The sequence below is a fragment of the Chryseobacterium vietnamense genome (genome assembly GCF_031454475.1).
GTDB lineage: Bacteria > Bacteroidota > Bacteroidia > Flavobacteriales > Weeksellaceae > Chryseobacterium > Chryseobacterium vietnamense.
The window spans coordinates 76257-99755 of the sequence record NZ_JAVDQX010000006.1 but is presented as its reverse complement, the minus strand read 5'-3'; the positions used below and the strand labels follow the sequence as shown (position 1 = coordinate 99755).

21 protein-coding genes are annotated in these 23499 nt (G+C 36.0%); 15 read left to right on the top strand and 6 right to left on the bottom strand.

What is annotated here, in order from left to right; genetic code table 11:
• Positions 1–228: 228 nt before the first annotated feature.
• Complete coding sequence (locus tag J2786_RS20225) at positions 229–3012, bottom strand: bifunctional aconitate hydratase 2/2-methylisocitrate dehydratase (protein ID WP_047428910.1); 2784 nt, start codon at positions 3010–3012, stop codon at positions 229–231.
• A gap of 287 nt (positions 3013–3299) precedes the next feature.
• On the opposite strand from J2786_RS20225, the gene J2786_RS20220 reads away from it, so the two are divergent.
• The 9 genes from J2786_RS20220 (at position 3300) to J2786_RS20180 (ending at position 13226) form a co-directional block, all read left to right on the top strand.
• Complete coding sequence (locus tag J2786_RS20220; RefSeq protein WP_310026527.1) at positions 3300–4070, top strand: WG repeat-containing protein; 771 nt, start codon at positions 3300–3302, stop codon at positions 4068–4070.
• A gap of 329 nt (positions 4071–4399) precedes the next feature.
• A complete protein-coding gene (locus tag J2786_RS20215) occupies positions 4400–6517 on the top strand; it encodes a TonB-dependent receptor (protein WP_047428915.1) in 2118 nt (705 codons plus the stop codon).
• Positions 6518–6695: 178 nt separating this feature from the next.
• Entirely contained in the window at positions 6696–7448 is a 753-nt protein-coding gene (locus J2786_RS20210) for a hypothetical protein (RefSeq protein WP_047428917.1), read from the top strand.
• The gene (locus J2786_RS20205) at positions 7436–7978 is read left to right on the top strand and encodes an acyl-CoA thioesterase (RefSeq protein ID WP_047428919.1); all 543 of its coding nucleotides are present in this window, start codon (positions 7436–7438) and stop codon (positions 7976–7978) included. Before J2786_RS20210 ends, J2786_RS20205 begins: the two co-directional genes overlap by 13 nt.
• 163 nt (positions 7979–8141) lie before the next feature.
• Complete coding sequence (locus tag J2786_RS20200) at positions 8142–9071, top strand: 2-hydroxyacid dehydrogenase (RefSeq protein ID WP_047428921.1); 930 nt, start codon at positions 8142–8144, stop codon at positions 9069–9071.
• Between the two features lie 98 nt (positions 9072–9169).
• The gene (locus tag J2786_RS20195) at positions 9170–9532 is read left to right on the top strand and encodes a hypothetical protein (protein ID WP_047428922.1); all 363 of its coding nucleotides are present in this window, start codon (positions 9170–9172) and stop codon (positions 9530–9532) included.
• Between the two features lie 161 nt (positions 9533–9693).
• Positions 9694–10956: a serine hydrolase domain-containing protein gene (locus tag J2786_RS20190; protein ID WP_047428923.1), complete on the top strand. Its 1263-nt coding sequence runs from the start codon at positions 9694–9696 to the stop codon at positions 10954–10956.
• A gap of 25 nt (positions 10957–10981) precedes the next feature.
• Positions 10982–12763 carry an Ig-like domain-containing domain gene (locus tag J2786_RS20185; RefSeq protein WP_310026521.1) on the top strand — a complete coding sequence of 594 codons (1782 nt, stop codon included), beginning with the start codon at positions 10982–10984 and terminating at the stop codon, positions 12761–12763.
• A 4-nt stretch (positions 12764–12767) separates the two neighbouring features.
• Positions 12768–13226 carry a heme-binding domain-containing protein gene (locus J2786_RS20180; RefSeq protein ID WP_052186874.1) on the top strand — a complete coding sequence of 153 codons (459 nt, stop codon included), beginning with the start codon at positions 12768–12770 and terminating at the stop codon, positions 13224–13226.
• Between the two features lie 103 nt (positions 13227–13329).
• Here the strand turns inward: J2786_RS20180 and J2786_RS20175 are convergent, their stop codons facing one another.
• The 5 genes from J2786_RS20175 to J2786_RS20155 all read right to left on the bottom strand — a co-directional run bounded on the left by J2786_RS20175 (position 13330) and on the right by J2786_RS20155 (position 17597).
• A complete protein-coding gene (locus tag J2786_RS20175) occupies positions 13330–13842 on the bottom strand; it encodes an NUDIX hydrolase (protein WP_047428927.1) in 513 nt (170 codons plus the stop codon).
• Positions 13839–14753, bottom strand: a complete 915-nt coding sequence (xerD, locus tag J2786_RS20170) for a site-specific tyrosine recombinase XerD (protein ID WP_047428930.1) — start codon at positions 14751–14753, stop codon at positions 13839–13841. Before xerD ends, J2786_RS20175 begins: the two co-directional genes overlap by 4 nt.
• A 6-nt stretch (positions 14754–14759) precedes the next feature.
• Positions 14760–15182, bottom strand: coding sequence for a deoxycytidylate deaminase (locus tag J2786_RS20165; protein WP_034692520.1), 423 nt, complete (start codon positions 15180–15182; stop codon positions 14760–14762).
• A 54-nt stretch (positions 15183–15236) separates the two neighbouring features.
• The gene (locus tag J2786_RS20160) at positions 15237–16004 is read right to left on the bottom strand and encodes an enoyl-CoA hydratase/isomerase family protein (protein ID WP_047428933.1); all 768 of its coding nucleotides are present in this window, start codon (positions 16002–16004) and stop codon (positions 15237–15239) included.
• 105 nt (positions 16005–16109) lie between these two features.
• On the bottom strand, positions 16110–17597 hold the full coding sequence (locus tag J2786_RS20155) for a catalase (protein ID WP_047428935.1): 1488 nt from the start codon (positions 17595–17597) through the stop codon (positions 16110–16112).
• A gap of 135 nt (positions 17598–17732) precedes the next feature.
• Here J2786_RS20155 and J2786_RS20150 point away from each other — a divergent pair, with 135 nt between their 5' ends.
• The 6 genes from J2786_RS20150 (at position 17733) to J2786_RS20125 (ending at position 23133) form a co-directional block, all read left to right on the top strand.
• On the top strand, positions 17733–18683 hold the full coding sequence (locus tag J2786_RS20150; RefSeq protein WP_047428937.1) for a LysR substrate-binding domain-containing protein: 951 nt from the start codon (positions 17733–17735) through the stop codon (positions 18681–18683).
• A gap of 237 nt (positions 18684–18920) precedes the next feature.
• Entirely contained in the window at positions 18921–20201 is a 1281-nt protein-coding gene (gene metK / locus J2786_RS20145) for a methionine adenosyltransferase (RefSeq protein ID WP_047428939.1), read from the top strand.
• Between the two features lie 84 nt (positions 20202–20285).
• Positions 20286–20777, top strand: a complete 492-nt coding sequence (locus J2786_RS20140) for a hypothetical protein (RefSeq protein ID WP_047428941.1) — start codon at positions 20286–20288, stop codon at positions 20775–20777.
• 195 nt (positions 20778–20972) lie between these two features.
• Positions 20973–21563 carry an RNA polymerase sigma factor gene (locus J2786_RS20135; RefSeq protein ID WP_047428944.1) on the top strand — a complete coding sequence of 197 codons (591 nt, stop codon included), beginning with the start codon at positions 20973–20975 and terminating at the stop codon, positions 21561–21563.
• Between the two features lie 202 nt (positions 21564–21765).
• Entirely contained in the window at positions 21766–22461 is a 696-nt protein-coding gene (locus J2786_RS20130) for a YjjG family noncanonical pyrimidine nucleotidase (RefSeq protein ID WP_047428946.1), read from the top strand.
• Between the two features lie 222 nt (positions 22462–22683).
• Positions 22684–23133 (top strand): PepSY-like domain-containing protein, encoded by a 450-nt coding sequence (locus J2786_RS20125; RefSeq protein ID WP_047428949.1) that lies wholly within the window; start codon positions 22684–22686, stop codon positions 23131–23133.
• Positions 23134–23499: the final 366 nt, after the last annotated feature.

Here is a 23499-nt window from a genome sequence, read left to right as displayed (position 1 = left end):
CTATAATCCATAAAAAGGGGTGTTTTTGACTTCAAAATCAATAGATTTTATAACTTTCAATTTAAGAAAAATTAGAATTTGTTTCCCAGATTTTATCGAAAAAAAAACGTAACTATCTTAAAATAGAAACGTTCTAAACAAAAAATTGGAAGATCTTAAATCCTAAAGGACCAAAATCTTCCAATTATATAGTTTTTTAGTAAGTCTTTCGACGTATTTGTTACCCTCTTAGTGAGCGCTTGTACTTGTTAATTCTTTAATAGAAGGTACAAAAGTAGTAAGGTCAATGCCTTCCACTGCAGCTTTGTACTCATCAATGCTAGGAATTCTTCCGATAATCGCAGAAAGAACAACAACCGGAGTTGAAGCAAGCAGAGATTCTCCTTTTTTACGTTCAGAATCTTCCACCACTCTTCCCTGGAAAAGACGCGTAGAAGTAGCTAAAACAGTATCTCCTTTAGCAGCTTTTTCCTGGTTACCCATACAAAGGTTACATCCCGGACGCTCAAGGTACATTACGTTTTTGTATTCAACACGAGCTTCTCCTTTTGGAGCATTATCATCAAATTCAAAAGCTGAATATTTTTCTAATAATTCCCAGTCTCCTTCTGCCTTTAGCTCATCAATGATATTGTAAGTAGGAGCTGCTACTACAAGAGGAGCGCTAAATTCTACTTTACCTTGTTGCTTTTCAATGTTTCTAAGCATCTGAGAAACGATCTTAAGGTCTCCTTTGTGAACCATACAAGATCCTACAAAACCAAGGTCTACTTTTTTCTCACCACCATAATAAGAAAGATCTCTGATGGTATCGTGAGTATATCTTTTAGATACGTCGTCGTTGTTTACATCCGGGTCAGCAATCATAGGTTCTACAATTACATCAAGATCTACAACTACTTCAGCATAATATTTAGCGTTTGAATCCGGAGTCAAAGCAGGTTTTTCTCCTGATCTGATCTCTTCAATTCTCTTATTTGCTTTGTCAATTAATCCCTGAAGAACTTTATTGTGGTTATCCATACCCTTGTCGATCATGATCTGGATTCTGCCTTTTGCAATTTCCAGTGATTCAATCAAAGTATTATCTTCAGAAATGTTGATAGAAGCTTTTGCTTTCATCTCAGCTGTCCAGTCTGTAAAGGTAAATGCCTGGTCAGCAGGAAGCGTTCCGATGTGAACCTCAATGATTCTACCCTGGAATACGTTTTCTCCTCCAAACTGCTTCAACATCTGAGCTTGTGTTGCATGAACCACATCACGGAAATCCATATGCTCTTTCATGTTTCCTTTGAAGGTTACTTTTACAGATTCCGGAATTGGCATTGATGCTTCACCTGTAGCCAATGCAAGAGCAACCGTTCCCGAGTCAGCTCCGAAAGCTACCCCTTTAGACATTCTTGTGTGAGAGTCTCCACCGATAATGATAGCCCACTCATCTACTGTAATATCGTTAAGAACTTTGTGGATAACGTCTGTCATTGCGTGGTATTCACCTTTCGGGTCACGGGCTGTAATCAAACCGAACTCATTCATGAACTTCATTAGCTTAGGAATGTTAGCCTGAGCTTTTTTATCCCAAACAGAAGCGGTGTGACATCCTGACTGGTAAGCGCCATCAACGATTGGAGAAATCACTGTTGCTGCCATAGATTCCAATTCCTGAGAAGTCATAAGACCTGTTGTATCCTGAGATCCAACAATATTCACCTGTACACGAACATCAGAACCTGCATGTAATACTTTTCCTGGAGTTGTTCCAACAGCATTTCTGTTGAAAATCTTTTCTACAGCAGTAAGCCCTTGTCCTTCGTGAGAAATTTCTTTTGATGGAGCAAAAACAGCCGGAGCCTCAACTCCTAAAAGCTGAGCGGCAAATGTCTGTAGTTTTTTACCAAATACGATCGCGTAAGATCCACCTGCTTTGATGAATTCCATCTTTTGCGGAGTGAAAGATTTGGTAAGGTCGATCAATTCTTTATCGCCGTTATATAATTTCTTTTCTTTTGTATTAATCGTTAAAACAGTACCTGTTGCAACTGAATACGCTTCTTCAAGAACGATATCACCGTTTTCATTACGAACAGGGTTTCCGTTTTCGTCAACTTTCTTTACCCAGTTTTTAAGGTCGATACCAATACCTCCGGTAACGTCTACTGTTGTAAGGAAGATCGGAGAAATACCGTTGGTTCCTCCTACAATTGGAGCAATATTTACGAATGGTACATATGGACTGGCCTGTTTTCCTGTCCAAAGAGCAACGTTATTTACTCCGGACATTCTTGATGAACCTACACCCATTGTTCCTTTTTCAGCGATCAGCATAACGCTTGCATCAGGATGTTTTGCCTGTAAAGCTTTGATTTCTTCCTGAGCTTCAGGAGTGATCATGCATTTACCATGAAGTTCACGGTCTGATCTTGAGTGGGCCTGGTTACCCGGAGAAAGTAAATCTGTAGAAATGTCTCCTTCACCAGCAATAAATGTTACTACTTTAATTTCTTCAGCAACTTCAGGAAGTTTTGTGAAAAACTCTGCTTTTGCGTAGCTTTCAAGGATTTCTTTTGCAATTTCGTTACCGCTGTTGAATGCTTCTTTCAGACGGTTGGTATCTGCTTCATAAAGGAAAACCTGAGTTTTAAGAACGTTGGCAGCTTCTTTAGCAGTAGCTGCATCATTACCTAAAGCAAGGTCCAGCAACACCTCAATAGAAGGTCCGCCTTTCATATGAGATAACAGTTCAAAGGCGAAAGCCGGGGAAATTTCTTCTACTATGGATTCACCCAGAATAATTTCTTTTAAAAATTTTGCTTTCACTCCCGCTGCACTTGTTGTTCCGGGTAGTGTGTTATAAATGAAAAATTGAAGAGAATCTTTTCGGTCAGCATTACCTGAATCTTTAATTTGCGTAATGATTTCGCTTAGTAATTCAGCACCATCAATTGGCTTTGGATGAAGCCCCTGGGTTTTTCTTTCTTCAATCTCTTTGATGTAATCCTTATAAATACTCATAATAGAAGGTCTTTCAAAATTAAAGGTAGGCCTGCTTTTTCTTTACCGGTGTGTATAAATACAATTAATGACATTTTGAGTTCTCGCATTTTGATGCAACATTAACCGAATAAAGTCAGCATAATCTACACTTTTCCAAAAGTTTTTTAAAATTATCAAACATTTCAAAATGTTCCCAAAATTACGAAATTTTACAATTTTATAAGAATGAAATTATTTAGATTCTTTATAAATATGAATTTTATAATATCTATTTTTGGTCGTATTTTTGTAAACAAATGGAGAATATGAAAAATATCCTGAATGTTTTATGTGTTTTTATTTCGATTTTCGTTTTCTCGCAGACCAGATCTGTGAAGAAAATCCCTGCGAAGAAAGGAACAAAAACCATCGTTAAAAAAGGAACTTCAGCCAGCAAACCTAATGCTGATCTGGTAGTGATCAATAAAGATCTTCCTGTTCTGATTCCTAAGAAAAAAGGAGATCAGTTCGGCTATGTCAATCAAAACGGGAAATTTATTATTCAGCCGGAATATCATATTGCCGTATTTTTTTATGAAGACTGCAATCTTCTGAATTCACCCAATGAAAAAGTGAGAAAATTTGGAACAAAAGACTATGCAACAGTAGAGAAAAATATGATTTCTTACCGTATAGATCAGTCTGGAAATCGAGTGTATCAGTTCAAAGATACCGATTTTGGAAAATGTAAATTCGAAGAATATAAACAACAGTTATTCCAGGCTTATATCCTCAATGGTTTTTACGGAATCATTGAAAAGTCAAAGTTTGTAAATGCAGCCGACTACAGACAATATCAGATCTATCCTCAATATCAGTATCTGTTTATTCTTGAGGGTGATGATGTGGCCAATCCGATGATTGTTGCTTCCAATAATGATAAATTCGGAATCATTGATGTTAACAATAAAATTATCATTCCGTTTGAATATTCCAATATTAAACGAAATTTCAGCTGGAAACTGGGTAAAATGTTTGAAGTGACAAAAGATGGCTCGAATTACTACTATATCGATGCCAACAACAAAACCTACTAAATAATTATAAATGATGATTGCTGATTGATGATTGATACATCTGATAATTCCTGTTTTTTCATGGTATTTTTATCCCGCAAGCCAATATCCCGCACTCCGCACCTCGATCTCATATATTTTTTGTAATTTTGCGGCTGAAATAAAGGGGTGCTTTAACAGGCTGAGATTATACCCAATGAACCTGGAACAGGTAATGCTGTTTAGGGAACCATTTAAATAATTGATGGATGAGTAACGATCAGTGATCGATAAACATCAGTCGTCATTTGCTATTTATCAATTATCTCATAATCACCCCTTTTATTCATTAAATGTTAAAGATTTATAGAATGAAAGGATTATTTTTTTTAGGGCTTAGCGTAGGCTCAGTAGCTTTTATACAGGCTCAGAATACAGATTCCCTAAAGATCAGGGAAATTGAGGCCGTCAGCTTTACCAAAAGACTGCCGGTAGCAAAGGAAATCATCAATGTGCAGAAAGATCTGGACAGTAAAAATCTGGGACAGGATCTTCCTATTCTTTTGAAAAATCAAACCTCTGTTATTTCTACTTCCGATGCAGGAAACGGAGTAGGATATACCGGTTTCAGAATCCGTGGTGTTTCGGGAAGTGCCATCAATGTGATGATGAATGGTGTTCCTTATAACGACTCTGAAAGCCAGGGAACATTTTTTGTCAACGTTCCGGATTTAACAAGTTCTGCGTCGCAGATTGTCATTCAGAGAGGAGTAGGAACTTCCAATAATGGGGTTTCTGCCTTCGGGGCAAGCATTAATGTACTTTCTAAAGATCCGGAAGAGAAGTTTTATTTTAAAACAGACGACAGCTACGGATCATTCAATACCTATAAATATTCAGCAGAAATAGGCTCAGGGAAATTCTGGAAAAACCGTCTTTCCGTGATGGGAAGATATACCCATATTCACTCTGATGGGTATATAGACAGGGCTTCATCCAACTTACATTCTTATAACTTTACCGCTTTATTTGAAGAAGGGAATACGAAATTACGTTTAATGGCTTTCGGTGGAAAAGAAAAAACGTATCAGGCATGGAACGGAATAGACCGTAAGACGTGGGAAACTGATCCTAAATTCAATATTTCAGGAGCGATCTATGATGCCAATTGGGAAAATATTGTAAGTTTCTATGATAATGAAACGGATAACTACAGACAAAATCACTATCAGTTGCTTTGGGAACAGAAATTCAGTGACCGCTGGAATCTTGAAACTACATTCCATTATACAAAAGGAAAGGGATATTATGAAAATTACAAGCAGGGAGATCCTTTTTCAAGATATAACCTTCCCAATATAACAGAAGGAGGACAAACGATAAAATCTTCAGACTTTATCAGAAAAAAATGGCTGAATAATGATTTCTACGGAATGGTTTCTACATTGTACGGAAAGTTTGAAAATTTAGATCTGAACTTTGGTGCCGTTGTGAATCAGTATTACGGAAGACATTACGGAAATGTAACGGGAGTATTTTTTCCTCAGATTAATGAAAGTGAATACTACAGAAACCGCTCTGTAAAGAATGAGGTGTCTGGTTTTGCAAAAGCTTTATTAAGAGTAGATAATTTTGAATTCTTTGGTGATTTACAGCTTAGAAAAATCAATTACAATACAAAAATTCTGACGGCTGGTGATGACGAAGGAGCAGATTTAAGTAAAAACTGGCTGTTCTTTAATCCTAAAGCAGGAGTAAATTACAGAATTGACGGAGGTAAAATATTCCTTTCCTATGCCCACGCTCACCGTGAACCCAACAGAGACGACCTGATGGCGAATAATGATGTGAAAGCCGAAAAACTTCACGACATTGAAGCCGGTTTTGAAAAACAGTTCGGGATCGTATCTTTTACTGCGAATGTTTACTATATGTATTATGTGAATCAGTTGGTTTTGAACGGTGAACTTAATAATGTAGGAGCATTTATCAGAACAAACTCAGGGAAAAGCTACAGAAGAGGTATTGAGGTTGGTGCTTTGGCAAAACTATCCAAGCAATGGGAGGTTTCCGGTAATGTAACCTTAAGCCAGAACAGAAACCAGGATTTCAATATTCAGAATGGCGATGTGCCTAAAAGTCTTGGAAATACCCAGATTTCATTCTCTCCGAATGTAATTGCCAATGTAGGCTTGAAATTCAATCCTACAAAAAATTTCCAGTTTGCTTTAATGAACCAGTATGTTGGAAAACAATATCTGGATAATACCGAAGATGCCAATCTGCAGCTTAAAGATTATTTCCTGACAGATTTCAATGCTCAGTACCAATTTAAAATTGCCAATAATGAAATTGCTTTAAAGCTACTGGTGAATAACCTTTTCAACAGGAAATATGTGAATAACGGATCTGTTTATGATGGGCAGCCTTATTATTTTTCACAGGCAGGAACGAATTTTATGTTTGGGGTGAGCTGGAAAATTCAATAATTGACAAATCGGTCTTTTTGATTTTTTAACAGTTTTGACGTTTTTAAGCTTAATAAAAGCAGTTTGAATAACAGTATATCTATTTTACTGCAGAATAAGTAAAGACTGTTTCGGCAGTCTTTTTTATATCCGTTAAATATTACAAAAAGTCATGAAAAAGTTATAAATTTGCTGCCAAATGAATATTTCAGCATATATTTTAGAATACTTAAAACAATTTGGAACTGCCACAGTTCCAGGCTTTGGGGTGTTTTCACTGAAAAATTCTAAGGCAATTATTAATTCTGAAAACGGTAGCATTCTGCCTCCGGCCAGTCAGATTGAGTTTACAATTGACTACGAAGTACAGGCTGAAGACCTTACTGCTTTTATTGCAGAACAAAAACAGATGTCTCTGGAAGCTTCAAGGAGCGATCTTAAAATTCAGACTGATTTTTGGAAGAAAAAACTTCAGGCCGAACAGGTTCTTGAAATTCAAAACCTTGGAACAGTCTTCATTGAAGAAGGGCATACTCATTTCAAGGGCAAAAGAATAGAATCCGGACGTCCGGACTTTTACGGGTTGGAAGAAATCAGATTTTCAGATATCAACAACGGAGAAAAAGTAAATGCCTCGGTGAATCGTGAAAAAGATTTTAAATTCAAAAAAACAATTCTTTGGATTTTCCTTCTTATTATTCCGGTTCTTGGAATTTTATACCTGGCGTTTACCCAGCAGGAACTTCTCTTTGGAAAAAAATCTTTCAATAATGTTTCTGTACAGACTTCTACCCATAGAATTGTAAAAGATACGGTGAAGGTGATGGTACATACTCCGGAAACCCCCGTTTCAGATTCTTTGAAAAAAGATTCATTAGTAAAACCTGCCGGAAAAGGAGTAAAAACTGCTCCGGCTGTTCCAAACAACACTAAGACTAGATGGCAAAAATAAAAAAAGCGTCAGAATCTCTGACTATTATGACCAATATCGTTCTTCCGAACGAAACCAACTCTCTAAGAAACCTTTTCGGTGGTGAGCTTTTAGCAAAAATGGACCGTTGTGCGTCTATTTCTGCAGCAAGACATTGCGAAAGAAGAGTAGTAACTGCTTCTGTAAACCACGTATCTTTCAACCATCCGATCCCGGAAGGCGGTGTTGTGGTGTTGGAATCCAAAGTATCCAGAGCATTTTCCACTTCCATGGAAGTGTATGTAGATGTGTGGTTGGATGATCCTATCAATCAGAAGAAAGTTCATACAAATGCGGGGATTTATACTTTTGTTGCAGTAGATGAGTTCAACCGTCCGATTCCTATTCCGGAAATGATTCCTGAAACAGAAGAGGAGAAAGAAAGATTTGCCGCAGCATTCCGTAGAAAAGAACTTTCATTAATTCTTTCCGGAAGAATGAAACCGTTGGAATCTGTAGAACTGAAAAAGTTATTCCAGGAGCCGCAGGAGCCTAAGAAAGATAAAAAGTAAACTTATATACTTTATCAATAAAAATGCTTTTAAACTTTGCTGAGTGCTAACGCCTTTGCGAGCTTAAAAGCATTTTGTTTTTTAGAAATTTGCGAACTTTGCGGTAGAATAAAATTGTAATCATTTAGGAATCAGTTCCTATCTCTAAAATCATTAATAAAAAATGAAAATACTTCTTTTAGATAAAAATCATCCTCTTATTATTGAACAGCTTTTGGCTCAGAATTTTATTTTGGAAGAGGATTTCACGTCGTCCTATGATGAGGTTTGCGGGAAAATTGAAAATTATGACGGAATTATCATCAGAAGCCGTATTCCATTAGATCAGAATTTTTTGGAAAAAGGTAAAAACCTGAAGTTCATTGCCAGAGTAGGAGCCGGAATGGAGAATATTGATATTCCTGTTGCAGAAAAGCTGGGAATTCAACTGATCAATTCTCCGGAGGGAAACAGAGATTCCGTAGCAGAACACGTTGTGGGAATGCTTTTAGTGATCATGAACAGACTTTTTATTGCTTCTCAGGAAGTGAAAAACGGAATCTGGAAACGTGAAGAAAACAGAGGAGACGAGTTGTTGGGAAAAACAGTAGGATTGATTGGCTATGGAAATATGGGAAAAGCTACTGCAAAAAGGCTTTCAGGGTTTGGATGTAAAGTGATTTTCCATGATATTCTTCCCGGTCTTTCTGATGAATATGCAACACAGGTTTCATTGGATGAATTGAAGCAATCTGCAGAGGTTGTAAGCTTACACATTCCTTTAACTTCGGAGACCCATTATCTTATAGATGAAACATTCATTGCAGAAATGAAAAATGAATTTTATTTTGTCAATACGGCAAGAGGAAAGAATGTTGAAACTAAAAGTTTAGTACAAGCATTGAAATCAGGAAAAGTGAAAGGTGCATGCCTGGATGTTTTGGAATATGAAAAGTCTTCCTTTGAGAATATTGAATCCGAAAATGAAGATTTAAAATATCTTCTTGATTCCGAAAAAGCTATTGTTACACCTCATATTGCCGGATGGACCCATCAAAGCAAAGAAAAACTGGCCCAGTTTATTGTTGATAAAATTGTAGCTTCACATTGTTAGATAAATATTGCGGAAAACATAAAGATAAAAAAGACGAATTTGCAAAAAGTGAATTCGTCTTTTTTTATTAATTTCGGATTAATAACTTGTATACAAATATGATCTGGACACCAATATCCATTGAAGAAATTTTTGAAAAAATTTACTCTACAGAAAAAGACTTAAATGGAAATCTTTTAAACTTCTGGGATTTAATCAAAATATACCCTGAAAAATGGTACGAAGAAGAGTATGGACAAGAAGGAGGAGGTTTTTGGGTAGTAGGATTAATGGGTAGAAGAGTAATTTATTATAACGACATTGAAGAAGGATTTAATATTTCAGAGTATACAGCATATGGAATCATTGATAATTATTATTGTAACCAGGATGATTTGAATATTACAATTTTAAATCTGTATAGTCTTATTACATTTGGAGGAAGAATAACAGGGCAGGCGGGGCCTCCTATTGGATTCTAAAAAGAAGTTTACTTTCTCTTTAATTTTTTTTAATCTTTTTGCGGTTTAGCGATTCCATATTTTTACATAGCCACTCATTTATGTTAAATAATTCATAATGTCCACCTCTTGTTTATTATTTATTTTGAGTTTTATTAAATTGCCGCTCATTTTTGAATCTCATGACGACGCGTAATTTTCTACTTATCTTAACTGTTTTATTATCGATATTTTCCTGTAAAAAAAAGGATGAAGCTAAAGAAGCCTCTGCTGAAAATGCAACCAACCTGCCCAACTATGGAAATGTAGATCTGGGTGATATTTTTACAAAAGGAGACGGACAGCTTCTGAACAGACAGACCACTGTAAGCTATATAGACCAGTATTACAAAAAAATATGGGAAGGAGGAGATCTTAGCGGTGGAATCCTTGTTGCCAAGGGTGATGAAATCCTATACGAAAATTACAGAGGTTTCGGAAGAGCGGGAAACCAGATGCCAATCGATAAAGATACACCGTTACATGTTGCTTCAGTTTCCAAGACTTTAACGGCAATGGCTATGATGAAGCTGATAGAGGCAGGAAAAATAAAATTTACGGATCACCTTACTCAGTTTTTCCCAGGATTTCCCTACCCGAATGTTACCGTTCAGACTTTACTGGATCAGAGGAGTGGTCTTCCGAAATATGAATATTTTATCACCAAAATACAACCAGCTCCGGCAGAACTTTCAAAACCTTTTATTACCAATGAAGATGTTTTGAATATGATCATCAAATATAAACCAGATCTGGCAAGAGATACGGATACAGGATTTATGTATTGCAATACAAACTTTGCTTTATTGGCCTTAATAATTGAAAAAGTAACCAAAACTCCTTTCCCTCAGGCGATGAAAGAAATGGTTTTCACACCATTGAAAATGAATAACACATACATCTTCCAGGAAAAAGATATTCCAACTGCTTCACAGTCTTTTTATTACGGAGGAAGCAAGCTTTATCCACTAGACAGGCTTGATCTTATTTACGGAGATAAAAATGTGTACACAACACCAAGAGATTTGTACAACTTTTCAAAAGCAATGTTTTCAAAAAATTTCCTGAAACCCGAACTGATGCAGATGGTATTTACTCCCTACAGCAACGAAAAAGCAGGAATGAATAATTACGGATTAGGATTCAGAATGAAAATATTCGATAATGGTGAAAAACTGACTTATCACAATGGATGGTGGCATGGCACAAACTCAGTTTTTGCCCACCTTTTAAAATCTAAGGTTACGATTGTAGCTATCGGTAACAAATATTCAACGAAAGTTTATACCGCTCTTGCATTATCCGGATTATTTGAAGATTTCCCTTTACAAAAGGAGAAGCTGCATACCGTGATGCATGACAATAAAGATACTTTAAATTCCGGACAGGAAGTTTTTGGAGAATAATGTTTACTTTTGCCTAAACATTTTCATGAAAAGGTTTCTTTTATTACTCGTTATCTGTTTTCTTGTACATTCGTGTGCAAGAGTAGGATCTCCTGTTGGTGGGCCTAAAGATACTCTGGCACCAAAGTTTTTAAGTTCAAACATTGATACAACAAGGATTAATGTCAAAAGAGATATTCACCAGCTCCGTCTGGACTTTGATGAATATGTGACATTGAAAGATATCAATAAAAACCTGATTATTTCACCTCCCATTAAAGGGATAACGAGGATTCTTCCTTCCAATATTGCCAATAAGTTTGTTCTGATTCAATGGTCAGATACCCTTCAGGCTAATACAACGTATAATTTCAATTTTGGAAATTCAATTGTTGATAATAATGAATCCAATATACTAAGGTATTTCAATTTTGCTTTTTCTACTGGAGATAAATTGGACGATCTTTATATCAGCGGTGAAGTAAAAGATGCACTCAATACTAAAAAGAAAGAAGGAACTACAGCAGAAAATAAACTTGTAGTAGGAATGTATCAGGTAAAAGATACCATGGATTACAAGAAAAAACCTTACTATATCACAAAGGTAGATGAAGATGGATATTACGAATTAAATTATCTGACCCCAGGAAAATATAAAATTATTGCTTTTGAAGACGAGAACGGAAATTCTATGTATGATCCGGGAAAAGAAAAGGTAGGATTCCAGAAAGATCCCATCAATTTTGAGAAATCTATTTCAGGATTAAATTTAAAAGTGTACCCTTCCAAAAAACCTGTGAAATACCAGGAAATGAAAGAAATTGCAGGAGGAATTTTAATGACCTTTGAAGGAAATCCTGATGAGGTGAAAGTTCAGTCCCTGAATGAAAAACTAAAGGATATAAAAATAACCCATAATCCAAAATCAGACTCTGTGAGAATCTGGTTTGATGCTGTAAAGGATAATGTAGGGCAGGAAGCCAATGAAAAACTCATATTCACCCACAATAAAGGTCCGAAAAAAGACAGTGCTTACAGTGTATCTTTATTTTACAGATACAATAAAAAGAATGTGATGGACATTAACAGTGATAATGGCGGTGAATCATTAGCTCCAAAGTCAGATTTTAAAATTTCTTCCAATTATATCGTTGATAAAATTGATCCTTCAAAATGGACACTCAGGATGAAAGGAGACAGTTTAACAACATTACCATTTACCGCTAAAATTTCAGAAACAAATCCATACCAGATTCAGGTTCAGTCAGATTTTGTAATGGGTAAAAGTTACGAACTTACTGTACCTAAAGAGACGATATCCTCATTCTACGCAAAAAATACTCAGTCTAAGCGTTTCGATTTTGACGTTGACAAAGTAGACCAGTATGGAAATGTTGAGTTCTCCATTTCAAATGCACCTGAAACAAATTATTGGATTCAGCTGATAGATTCTTCTGATAAAATTGCCTATCAGAGGTATATAAAAGGAAATAAAGTGAAATTTGATATCCTGAAACCTGGAGAATATATTGTGAGAATTCTGGTAGACAATAACGGGAATAAATATTGGGATGAAGCAGATTTTGCGAATGATGTTTTTGCTGAAGATGCATATGTTTTCTATAAAAAAGTGATCGTTAGAGGTCTATGGGAAACCAGAGAGGAATGGGATCTGAAAGATACTAGAACACTTGATAGTCCGAAGTCAGCAACAGTAGCCCCGGCTGCAACTCCAGCAGTGCAGACGCCACCAGCTGCGACTGAAGTGAAAGAAGGAGCCAAGAAAGAATTAAAATCTTCCAACGCCGTTTTAACCCCGGTAAAGTAAGCTGATGAAAATGGCTAAGAAAATAGTATTCTGGACATTGGTGGCATTTGCCCTGATTCAGTTCTTTCCTATTGACAGAACCAATAAACCTGTTGATTCTGCAGTAAATTTTGTTGAGGCAAGGAAATCACCGGAAAAGATCAGAACCCTGCTTAAAAATGCATGTTATGACTGTCATTCCAATGAGACGGTGTATCCGAAATATGCTTTTATTGCCCCTGTGTCATGGTCTGTACAAAGTCATGTGAATGACGGGAGGGAACATCTTAATTTTTCTACCTGGCAGACTTATAATAAGGATTTGAAGGAAAATATGCTGACTAAATCCATCCAGACCATTCAGAACAAAACAATGCCGATGCCTGGTTATATTGTGTATCATAAAGAAGCTAATCTTTCAGAAGCAGAAAGAGCATTGCTGATTCAGTATTTTGAAGAAATGCTGAAGTCTAAAACCTATTAGTTTCTACCATAAAAAACTCCCGCAGATTTCGCAAATCCAGCAGATGAATGTGTTGTACCATCTGCTTAACCTGCAAAATCTACGGGAGAATATTTTACAAAAATTATTTCTTTAAATAGCTCTCGAAAAATCTCTTCTGAGAATCAAAAGCGATATCTTCAAGACCCAGATCCTGTAAAGGAATCCAGACCGCCTCCGAAATTTCAGAGAGTTCAAGATTGACCTCAAATTTTTCCGAAACATTGTATTCATAAAAGAGATCGATCGTATTGTAATCAATTTCCTTATATTGATAGATGTTAGGAAGGCTGGTAAGGTATTTCAGGTTAGAAATATCGATATCAAGCTGAAGTTCTTCAAAAAGTTCTCTTTTACAAGTTTCCTCTGCACTTTCTTTGGGATCAACAAATCCTCCGGCCAGGTCTAGTTTCCCTTTTTTAGGGTCTCTGTTTCTTCTGGTAAGATAAATTTCGTCTCCACATCTGATGACAACTGCTACAGCACCTGCCACATTATTATACAAAGTAAAACCACATTCCGGACAGCTCCATTTCTTTTCACCATCCCAGTGTAAGGACTCTTTGCCACAGCTTGGACAATATTTCAATAGTTTCATTGAGTAATATTAATATTTCTCGGGTGATAACTCAAAATTACATCCCTTAGTTCTTCCGTTTTCAGGTGCGTATAGATCTCCGTTGTTGTAATACTGGAATGTCCCAGCATTTCCTGAATATACCGTAGATCTGCTCCATTCTGTAATAAATGAGTAGCAAATGAATGTCTGAATGTGTGTGGTGATATTTTTTTGTTAACCCCTGCTTTATCTGTAAGTTCTTTAATAATAAGAAATACGATTACTCTGGACATAGAAGTCCCACGGCTGTTCAAAAACAGAGTATCTTCATATTTCTTATTGATTTTACCTTTAGAACGAACCTCTTTGATATAACTTTCAAGCAAATCTGCAGTATAATCAGCTAAAGGAACAAAACGGGTTTTATTTCCTTTTCCGTGTACCTTGATGTATTGCTCTTTAAAGTTGATATTGGAGATTTTCAGATCTATCAGTTCGGAAACACGAAGTCCGCAGCCATATAGTACTTCTATAATGCATTGGTTTCTTTTTCCAAGATCTGTATTCACCTCAATAGCAGCAATAATTTTGTTGATATCAGGCAGGCTTAAAGTATCAGGTAGATATAATCCCAGTTTAGGGCCTTCAAGTAACGCCGCAGGATTGTCTTCACGATATTCATCTTCCAGCAGAAATTTGAAAAAAGCTTTGATGGAAGATATCCATCTTGCCTGTGATCTCTCACTGAATTTCTGTTTGGAAAGATTGAAAATGTATTCCTGCAGGTTTTCGTAACCGATGGAGTCTGGACCGACATTTTCCAGATCCTCTTCTGCGTAATCTTTTAATTTCTTAATGTCCCGAACATAGGCGTCGAGTGTGTTTTCTGAAAAATTTCTTTCGAAACGAAGAAATATTTCAAAATCTTTGATCTTTTCATCCCAAGTCATTTGTGCTTATTTTTTTAGTTCACAGTCCGATATTTGTTCTATTTCAATGTTATGGTTCCTCAGGAACGATATTCCATCGTCATCCGAATACTCATTAATATACACCAGTCTCGTAATCCCTGCCTGCAGAATCAGCTTGCTGCATTCCTTACAGGGCGACAGCGTTAAATATAACGTTGCTCCTTTTGCAGATTGGGTAGAGGCCGCCAGCTTTAATATAGCATTGGCTTCCGCATGCAATACGTACCAGTGTGTTTTCCCTTCTCCATCTTCACAGCAGTTTTCGAATCCCGAAGGAGTCCCGTTGTAACCATCTGAAATAATCATCCTATCTTTTACGATAAGAGCTCCTACCTGTTTTCTCTTACAGTAGGAGAGTTTTGCCCATTCCTGGGCCATTTTTAGATAAGCTTTATCAAACTTATTCATACCGCAGCATTGTTTTTTTTCGAAATAATTTGGATTAAAATCTTTTAGAAAGATTTAGAAGTTAGGCTTTCTCTTCTCTAGAAACGCAGTAACTCCTTCTTTCTTATCTTCCATTTCAAAAAGTTCTCCGAAATATGTAATTTCAGCCTCAAAACCTTTCTCCGTATCAGATAAATTCACGGCGTTTATAGCCTTGGATATTGCCATTGGTGAATTGTAGGCAATCGTGTTTGCTAATTCTTTCGTTTTGGTTAATAATTCTTCAATAGGGTATACTTCGTTCACCAGTCCGATCTCTTTTGCTTTTTGAGCAAGGATCATTTTGGCAGAGAAGATCATTTCGTTGGCAATACCTTTTCCTACAAGCTTGGGAAGCCTCTGAGTTCCTCCATATCCCGGAATTAATCCAAGTGTTACTTCAGGAAGCCCTAATCTGGCGTTTTCCGATGCATATCTGATGTGGCATGCCATAGCAAGCTCCAAACCTCCTCCTAGTGCAAAACCGTTTACGGCTGCAATGACAGGTTTAGACATGTTTTCAATTTTATTGAATAATGTATTTTGTCCGTTTCTTGCAAGTTCTTCAGCTCTTTCCTGTCCAAAGTCACTGAATTCCTTGATATCAGCTCCCGCTACAAAAGATTTCTCTCCACTTCCGGTAAGGATAATTACTCTGCATGAAGTGTCAGCATTAAGCTCATCCAGTGCGGTACTGATTTCCTGAATTGTTTTTGCATTTAAAGCATTTAAACTCTCAGGTCTGTTTATGGTAATGATAGATAATTTATCTTCTTTTTTTAATAATATGTTCTCGTAACTCATTTTTCCACTTTAAAATATCATCCTTTGCAAATTATGAATTTTTTACAAAAAAAAGGAAAAAATATTATTTTTTTTTCCTTTTTTTTAATTTATCATTCAATATGATTATTTGGAATGATTCATCATATTTGCATCAATATTGACGTTTAGTTGAGATGCCACTTTCATGCCAAGCTCAATGTTAGCACGGAAAAAGTGACATAGCTGTCGGTTGATAATCTCGTCTTTCTTTGGTCCGGTAATACCGTTCATACTGCCTACAATATTTTTAATCAGATGATCTCTGTCCTCTGTATTCATTGCTTTTGAATATAAAAGTCCGGGTTGGGTATAATGATCACTGTCGTTGTCATTTCTATTGTAACTGGCAACATGAGCACTGTCCAGCTCATATTCATAGTTTTGATAAGCTGGATCCGGTTTGATATCATCGAAACTGTTCGGATGATAATTCGGTTTGTCCTGATAGTGGCTTGAATCTGCCATAAAGCCGTCTCTCTGATAATTGTTGACAGCAAAAGGACATCTGTTTACTTCCAGCTGATGAGCATTAACTCCCACTCTGTAACGGTGTGCATCAGGATAAGAGAATAACCTTCCCTGAAGCATTTTGTCCGGTGAGAAGCTGATTCCGTTAATTAAACTGCTAGGTGAAAAAGTAGACTGTTCCACATGGGCAAAATAATTAACAGGCACTTCGTTCAGCTCCATTTCTCCTACTTCAATCAGAGGAAAATCATCATGAAACCATACTTTGGTTACATCAAACGGATTCCATCTGAAATCCTTTGCCTGTTCTTCTGTCATCACCTGAATGTACATCGTCCATTTAGGGAAATTGCCATTTTCAATTGCATTGCAAAGATCTTCCTGAGCAAAATCCGGATTTTCTCCAGCCATTTTTACAGCTTCTTCATCCGTGAAATTTTTGACACCCTGTTTTGTTTTAAAATGGAATTTCACCCATACTCTTTCATTTTTATCATTGATCATGGAAAACGTATGAGATCCGAAACCATGCATATGTCGGTAACCATAAGGTGTTCCTCTGTCAGACATTAATATAAGAACCTGATGAAGTGATTCCGGGTTTAAACTCCAGAAATCCCACATCATGGTGGCGCTTTTTAAGTTTGTTTTCGGCACTCTTTTCTGGGTGTGGATAAAATCCGGGAACTTTTTTGCATCCTTAATAAAGAATACAGGAGTATTATTTCCTACCAGGTCCCAGTTCCCATCTTCAGTATAAAATTTTAAGGCAAATCCTCTTGGGTCCCTTGCCGTATCTGCACTTCCTTTTTCACCTCCCACAGTAGAAAATCTGGCAAACATTCTGCATGAATTTCCTACTTTTGAAAACAGTTTTGCTTTCGTGTACTGGCTGATATCATGTGTTACAGTGAAAGTTCCGTAAGCTCCGCTTCCTTTGGCATGCACAATCCTTTCAGGAATCCTTTCCCTAACGAAATGTGCAAGATTTTCCTGGAGGATAAAGTCCTGCAGCAATACCGGGCCTCTTGGTCCTACCGTCTGTGAATCCTGATGCTCAAAATAAGGTGCGCCGTTACTTAACGTTAATTTTTTAGAATCCATATCGTTAATGATTTGTATAAATGTTTTTTTGTTTTTCTAAATCCAAGTGTAAAGGTAATGAATATCAAATTTACTTGAATTTTTAATTGCTAATAGCAAAAACGTTATATCTTTGTAATAGATAATATTAATCAAATGAACATTCAGCAACTGGAGTATCTTATCGCTGTAGATAAGTATAAACATTTTGGTAAGGCCGCTCAGGCGTGTTTTATTACCCAACCTACGTTAAGTGCCATGATACAGAAATTTGAGGATGAACTGGATGTAAAGGTTTTCGACAGAACTACCCACCCGATTCGTACCACGGATGTAGGTCTTCAGATTATTGATCAGGCAAAGGTAATTATTGAGTCTGTCAATGAGCTGAAAAACAAAGCCAATCTTTTGAATAATATTTTAGGAGGGACTATTAATCTGGGAATCATTCCTACTGTATCTTCTTTCATTCTGCCAACAGAAATCTTCAAATTTCTGGAGGATAACCCGAAGATTCAGATGAATGTAAAAGAAATGACAACAGATAATATTATTAAAGCGCTGAAAGCAGGAGAGCTGGATGCGGGAATTATTTCTACACCTTACGATACTGCTGATGAGTTCTACCAGGATTTTCTGTTCAACGAGGAGCTGATGATTTACAGTTCCAATACAGAAGCCAACAAAAAGAATTCCTACATCATTCCGGAAGATCTGAATGTAGAAAAAGTATGGCTGCTTGAAGAAGGAAACTGTCTGAGAAATCAGTTTGAAAATATCTGCCACCTGAAAGAAAATACGCTGAAGCCTAAAAATTTAGATTTCTTAGCTTCCAATATCCAGACTTTGGTTCACATGGTGGATAAAGTAGGGGGAATCAGTATTCTGCCGGAACTGGCACTGAGTCAGCTTTCAGAAGAGCAGAAGAAAAATGTTTTCAGATTTAAAAAACCTTTCCCTTATCGAGAAATCAGTATTATTTACTATAAACCAACTTTTAAGCAAAAAATTATTGATGAATTATCACATTCTATCAAAACTTCTTTAGAACTTAAGCTGAATTATCACGAAAGTCCGAAAGAATTTGTAAGCATTAAGCCTCAGTAATGAAAATGCTTTAAAGTGATAGAAATCATCAATTTAAATAAAATAATAATTAATAAACAAAATTTTTGAGTATTACGAAAATAGTACTTAAATTTGCTGACGTTTATTACGAGGAAAAATTTGACCTGATTGCAACCTCTATAAAAAAATGCTAAAACAGTATTCTTTTTTCTGGGCAATTTTATTTCATATTTTCTTCAAAACCATTTTTTAAATCTTTAAAAACAAAAGAATTATATGTCTTATTTATTTACATCTGAATCAGTTTCAGAAGGACATCCGGATAAAATTGCCGATCAAATTTCCGATGCATTAATCGACCATTTCTTAGCATATGATAAAGATTCAAAAGTAGCATGTGAAACTCTTGTAACTACCGGACAGGTGGTATTGGCTGGAGAAGTAAAATCAGATGCTTACCTTGATGTACAGACCATTGCCAGAGAAGTAATCAATGGGATCGGGTACACGAAAGGAGAATATATGTTCAATGGAGATTCTTGTGGAGTAATCTCTGCAATCCATGAGCAGTCACCTGATATCAACCAGGGAGTTGACAGAGCGGTAAATGACGAGTCTTTTGAAGCTAAGGCAAATGCACAGGGTGCCGGAGACCAGGGAATGATGTTTGGGTATGCTACCAATGAAACAGCTAATTATATGCCTCTTGCATTGGACCTTGCTCACACGATCCTGAAAGAACTTTCTGCTATCAGAAGAGAAAATAAGGAGATCACTTATCTTCGTCCTGATGCAAAAAGCCAGGTTACGATTGAGTATTCTGATGATCATAAGCCTATCAGAATTGATTCTATTGTGGTTTCTACCCAGCATGATGACTTTGGAAGTGAAGAAGAAATGCTGAACAAGATCCGTGAGGATATCAAAAATATTCTGGTTCCAAGAGTGGTTGCACAGCAAACAGAAGAAATCAAAGCTTTATTTAACGATCAGATCAAATATCATATCAATCCTACAGGGAAATTCGTAATCGGAGGACCTCACGGAGATACAGGTCTTACAGGTAGAAAAATCATCGTGGATACTTACGGTGGTAAAGGAGCTCACGGAGGTGGTGCTTTCTCTGGAAAAGATCCTTCTAAAGTAGACAGAAGTGCAGCTTATGCAACAAGACATATTGCTAAAAATTTAGTAGCTGCAGGAGTGGCTGATGAAGTTTTGGTGCAGGTTTCTTATGCTATTGGTGTAGCTGAGCCTTGTGGTTTATATATCAATACTTATGGAACTGCAAAAGTGGATCTTCATGATGGAGATATCGCGAAAAAAGTTTCTGCTATTTTCGATTTAAGGCCTTATGCTATTGAGCAGAACTTAAAATTAAGAAACCCTATTTATCAGGAAACAGCTTCTTACGGACATATGGGTAAAGAGCATTATGTAGCTGATAAAACTTTCAATAAAGGTCATAAGAATGAGATTACGCTAAAAGATCTTGAGTTCTTTACTTGGGAAAAACTTGACAAAGTAGAGGAGATTAAATCCGCTTTTGGAATTTAATTTCTCTTTAAAGAATAATAATGAACTGCTTTATCTTTGGATAAGGCAGTTTTTTTTAATTTTACACCTTAATAATATAGAAAGATGATGAATTTTCGAACTGTAGTTGCCGCCCTGTCTCTGTTTTTGCTAAGTACATTAGTAAAAGCTCAATATACCATGCATAAAATGATCAGTGTGGGATATACCTATCAGAACCAGAGTTTCGGAGAAGTAGGAGGTAAATTGCTTTTTCTTAAAAATGATGATGTAATTTACAGATTGGGAGGATCAGCGATGATGGGATCTGTGGATTCCAGGTTTGCTATCATGCCGAAACTGCAGGCTGATGTACTTCTTAATTTTGAAAAAAATGTGGACTTCTATCACTCGTATTACTTTTTAGCCGGAGTTGAAGGAACCAATAAATATATTGCCCCTAAAATAGGAGTCACTTTATTTGGGATGCTTGATCTTACAGGAGGATATGCTTTTCCCATCGGAGATACCCGTTTGAACGGAAAAGAGATGAAAGGACTTAATATTAATTTTACATTAAATATCCCTACCGTATTCATTCATGATATGTTTAAATGATTTTTTTTAGATTTTTCTCTATAAAATTTAATAATAGGTTAACAGTTATTAAAAAATTATTATATTTACATCATAATAATTGTACTACCGCCTATAGAAGAGACTCTACTCTAGAACTGTTTTGTTTATACAGCAAAGACCAGAAGAAATATCTGGTAGAATACCTGTCTGCAAATATTTATATTGAGAAGAGTTATGAAATCAAAATCGGATAGTTTACTAATTTCCCTTTACCAAAAAGGAGACGAGGGTGCATTGTCAACCCTTATTCATCGACATCAGAGAGAACTGTTTACATTCATTTTTTACAAAATTAATGATGAAGATTTAGCAAATGATATCTTTCAGGATACATTCATGAAGATTATTGTGATGCTTAAAGAAGGGCGCTATAATGAAGAAGGTAAATTTATTCTTTGGGCAAAAAGAATTTCTCACAATTTAATCATCGATCATTTCAGGTCAAAATCAAAGAATATTAAAGTTTCAGAAACTACCTTTGAAACGGATGAATATTCTATTTTTGATTTAATCAGAGAGCCTTCAGAAAATATTGAAGATCAGCTGGTGACCAATCAGATCCAGGAAGATCTCCTGAGAATGTTACAGTTTTTACCACAAAACCAACAGGAGGTAATCAAACTGAGGTTTTTTGATGGTCTAAGTTTCAAAGAAATTGCAGATCATACAGAGATGAGCATCAATACCACGCTAGGAAGAGTGAGGTATGCACTGATAAACCTGAGAAAAATCATGGATGAAAATAATATAATATTAACAAGATAGATAATATTTCCGAAAAATTCACGTTTTAAAGAAAACATACTTCGCCTATGAAAAAAAATGATTCTTTAAAAGTGAAAACTTTGAAACCTAAGAAACAAACAATTGATTTTTTGCTGAATTTTTCTAAAAGTCTTGAGATTGTGAAAAGCAAGAGCAAAAATTATCCTATTACAAAAAATTAAAATTATTAACTTTGTGCTGTATGAAAATGCAGCACGTTTTTTTTGACCTGGACAATACACTCTGGGATCACCGCAGAAATGCCTATCTTACCATCAAAGATCTTTTTGAAAAACAGGATATTTCTTCAAAGTACAATATTGACTTTGAAGAGTTTCATTCCGTATATCACGATATCAACGAAGAGTTGTGGGAAAAGATCAGAGACGGAATAATCGGCAAAGAGTACTTGAGAGAACACCGTTTTTATGATGCATTCAAACATTTTGGAGTAGATAATAAAGAGCTTGCCCTTTATTTTGAAGAACACTTCCTTGATAATATTGTAAGCCATAACGAACTGGTGGAAGGAACAGAGGATGTTTTAGAATATCTGAAAGCTAAAAACTATACATTACACATTATTTCCAATGGGTTTCAGGAAGTGACGGAAAGAAAATGTACCCTTTCCGGAATTGCTCCTTATTTTAAAACCATTACAAGTGCAGATGCTGTAGGAGTGAGAAAACCCAATCCAAGGATTTTTGAATATTCACTGGGACTTTCTGAAGCCAGAAAAGAAGAAAGCATTCTGATTGGTGACGACTGGATTGCAGATGCCATGGGAGCTACAGATTTTGGTATGGATGCGATATTCTTTGATGTTTATAAAGAAGATAAGCAGAAAGAAGGTTTAAAAGCCATTACCCATCTCCAGCAGATCAAAGAGTATCTATAAACAGATCATAAAATCTAATAAAGGAGCCGCTAAGTTCAACTTAGTGGCTCTTTTATTTTTCAGGACTAATCATACATTTTGAAAAATCAACGCAAACATCTGTGGTCATCTGTGCCAATCTGTGGTTAAATTAAATATTCCCCACCAAAATCATTTTTCCCAATTCTTTCCCAAATTGATTAAGAACTTTGTTCCATAATAATAACAGAAAAATGTAATAGTATGAAAAATGTAAAGAAAATCACAGGTGTCTTAATGATTATTTTTTTATTAATTGGAGGCTTGGTTTCTGCACAGGACAGAGCAATCAATGCTAATCAGTTACCGAAAACAGCTAAAAACTTTCTTGCGGTTCATTTTAAAGGTATTCCTGTAAACTCAGCCATCGAAGACCGAGAAATCTATGGAGTAGATGAGTATAAAGTATATCTGAATAATGAAATGAAAATGGAGTTTGACAGCAATGGAAACTGGAAAGAAGTGGATGGCAAACATCAGAAAATTCCTTATGGCTTCATTCCTGCTTCAATCAGAAATTACAGTACAAAGAACTTTCCTAATACTTATATCATCAAGATTGAAAAGAAAAGATGGTCTTATAAGGCAGAACTTTCCAACGGATTGGAGCTTGAATTTGACAGAAACGGAAATTTTAAAAGAATTGATGATTAACACGTAACCGGATACAAACACTAAATAGTAATAATATGGTCAATTGGAATATAATAAACAGCAACGGAAGAAAGATGTCTTCTGCTCAGATTAGAAAGAATATGGTATCATTTATGACAAGGAATCATCCTTGCAGCATCATTGATTCTATTGAAAGAAAATACAATGCTTACAAAATTCATTTGATGAATGGCCTGTGTCTTATTTTTGATGCAGATGGCCGGAATGTTAAATCAAATTAGATTCTTATGAAAAAGAACCTGAGGGAATCCGGCAGAGAGCATTTCCATTTTGTAGATTTATTATCGATAATTTATCATATAACCCTTATACTGATCATATTATCGTAGACTTTCGGATGTGTAT

Excerpts from the sequence above, each read along its gene's own strand:
- J2786_RS20225 (WP_047428910.1), bottom strand. The coding sequence starts at position 3,012 with ATGAGTATTTATAAGGATTACATCAAAGAGATTGAAGAAAGAAAAACC.
- J2786_RS20220 (WP_310026527.1), top strand. The coding sequence starts at position 3,300 with ATGAAAAATATCCTGAATGTTTTATGTGTTTTTATTTCGATTTTCGTT.
- J2786_RS20215 (WP_047428915.1), top strand. The coding sequence starts at position 4,400 with ATGAAAGGATTATTTTTTTTAGGGCTTAGCGTAGGCTCAGTAGCTTTT.
- J2786_RS20210 (WP_047428917.1), top strand. The coding sequence starts at position 6,696 with ATGAATATTTCAGCATATATTTTAGAATACTTAAAACAATTTGGAACT.
- J2786_RS20205 (WP_047428919.1), top strand. The coding sequence starts at position 7,436 with ATGGCAAAAATAAAAAAAGCGTCAGAATCTCTGACTATTATGACCAAT.
- J2786_RS20200 (WP_047428921.1), top strand. The coding sequence starts at position 8,142 with ATGAAAATACTTCTTTTAGATAAAAATCATCCTCTTATTATTGAACAG.
- J2786_RS20195 (WP_047428922.1), top strand. The coding sequence starts at position 9,170 with ATGATCTGGACACCAATATCCATTGAAGAAATTTTTGAAAAAATTTAC.
- J2786_RS20190 (WP_047428923.1), top strand. The coding sequence starts at position 9,694 with ATGACGACGCGTAATTTTCTACTTATCTTAACTGTTTTATTATCGATA.
- J2786_RS20185 (WP_310026521.1), top strand. The coding sequence starts at position 10,982 with ATGAAAAGGTTTCTTTTATTACTCGTTATCTGTTTTCTTGTACATTCG.
- J2786_RS20180 (WP_052186874.1), top strand. The coding sequence starts at position 12,768 with ATGAAAATGGCTAAGAAAATAGTATTCTGGACATTGGTGGCATTTGCC.
- J2786_RS20175 (WP_047428927.1), bottom strand. The coding sequence starts at position 13,842 with ATGAAACTATTGAAATATTGTCCAAGCTGTGGCAAAGAGTCCTTACAC.
- xerD (WP_047428930.1), bottom strand. The coding sequence starts at position 14,753 with ATGACTTGGGATGAAAAGATCAAAGATTTTGAAATATTTCTTCGTTTC.
- J2786_RS20165 (WP_034692520.1), bottom strand. The coding sequence starts at position 15,182 with ATGAATAAGTTTGATAAAGCTTATCTAAAAATGGCCCAGGAATGGGCA.
- J2786_RS20160 (WP_047428933.1), bottom strand. The coding sequence starts at position 16,004 with ATGAGTTACGAGAACATATTATTAAAAAAAGAAGATAAATTATCTATC.
- J2786_RS20155 (WP_047428935.1), bottom strand. The coding sequence starts at position 17,597 with ATGGATTCTAAAAAATTAACGTTAAGTAACGGCGCACCTTATTTTGAG.
- J2786_RS20150 (WP_047428937.1), top strand. The coding sequence starts at position 17,733 with ATGAACATTCAGCAACTGGAGTATCTTATCGCTGTAGATAAGTATAAA.
- metK (WP_047428939.1), top strand. The coding sequence starts at position 18,921 with ATGTCTTATTTATTTACATCTGAATCAGTTTCAGAAGGACATCCGGAT.
- J2786_RS20140 (WP_047428941.1), top strand. The coding sequence starts at position 20,286 with ATGATGAATTTTCGAACTGTAGTTGCCGCCCTGTCTCTGTTTTTGCTA.
- J2786_RS20135 (WP_047428944.1), top strand. The coding sequence starts at position 20,973 with ATGAAATCAAAATCGGATAGTTTACTAATTTCCCTTTACCAAAAAGGA.
- J2786_RS20130 (WP_047428946.1), top strand. The coding sequence starts at position 21,766 with ATGAAAATGCAGCACGTTTTTTTTGACCTGGACAATACACTCTGGGAT.
- J2786_RS20125 (WP_047428949.1), top strand. The coding sequence starts at position 22,684 with ATGAAAAATGTAAAGAAAATCACAGGTGTCTTAATGATTATTTTTTTA.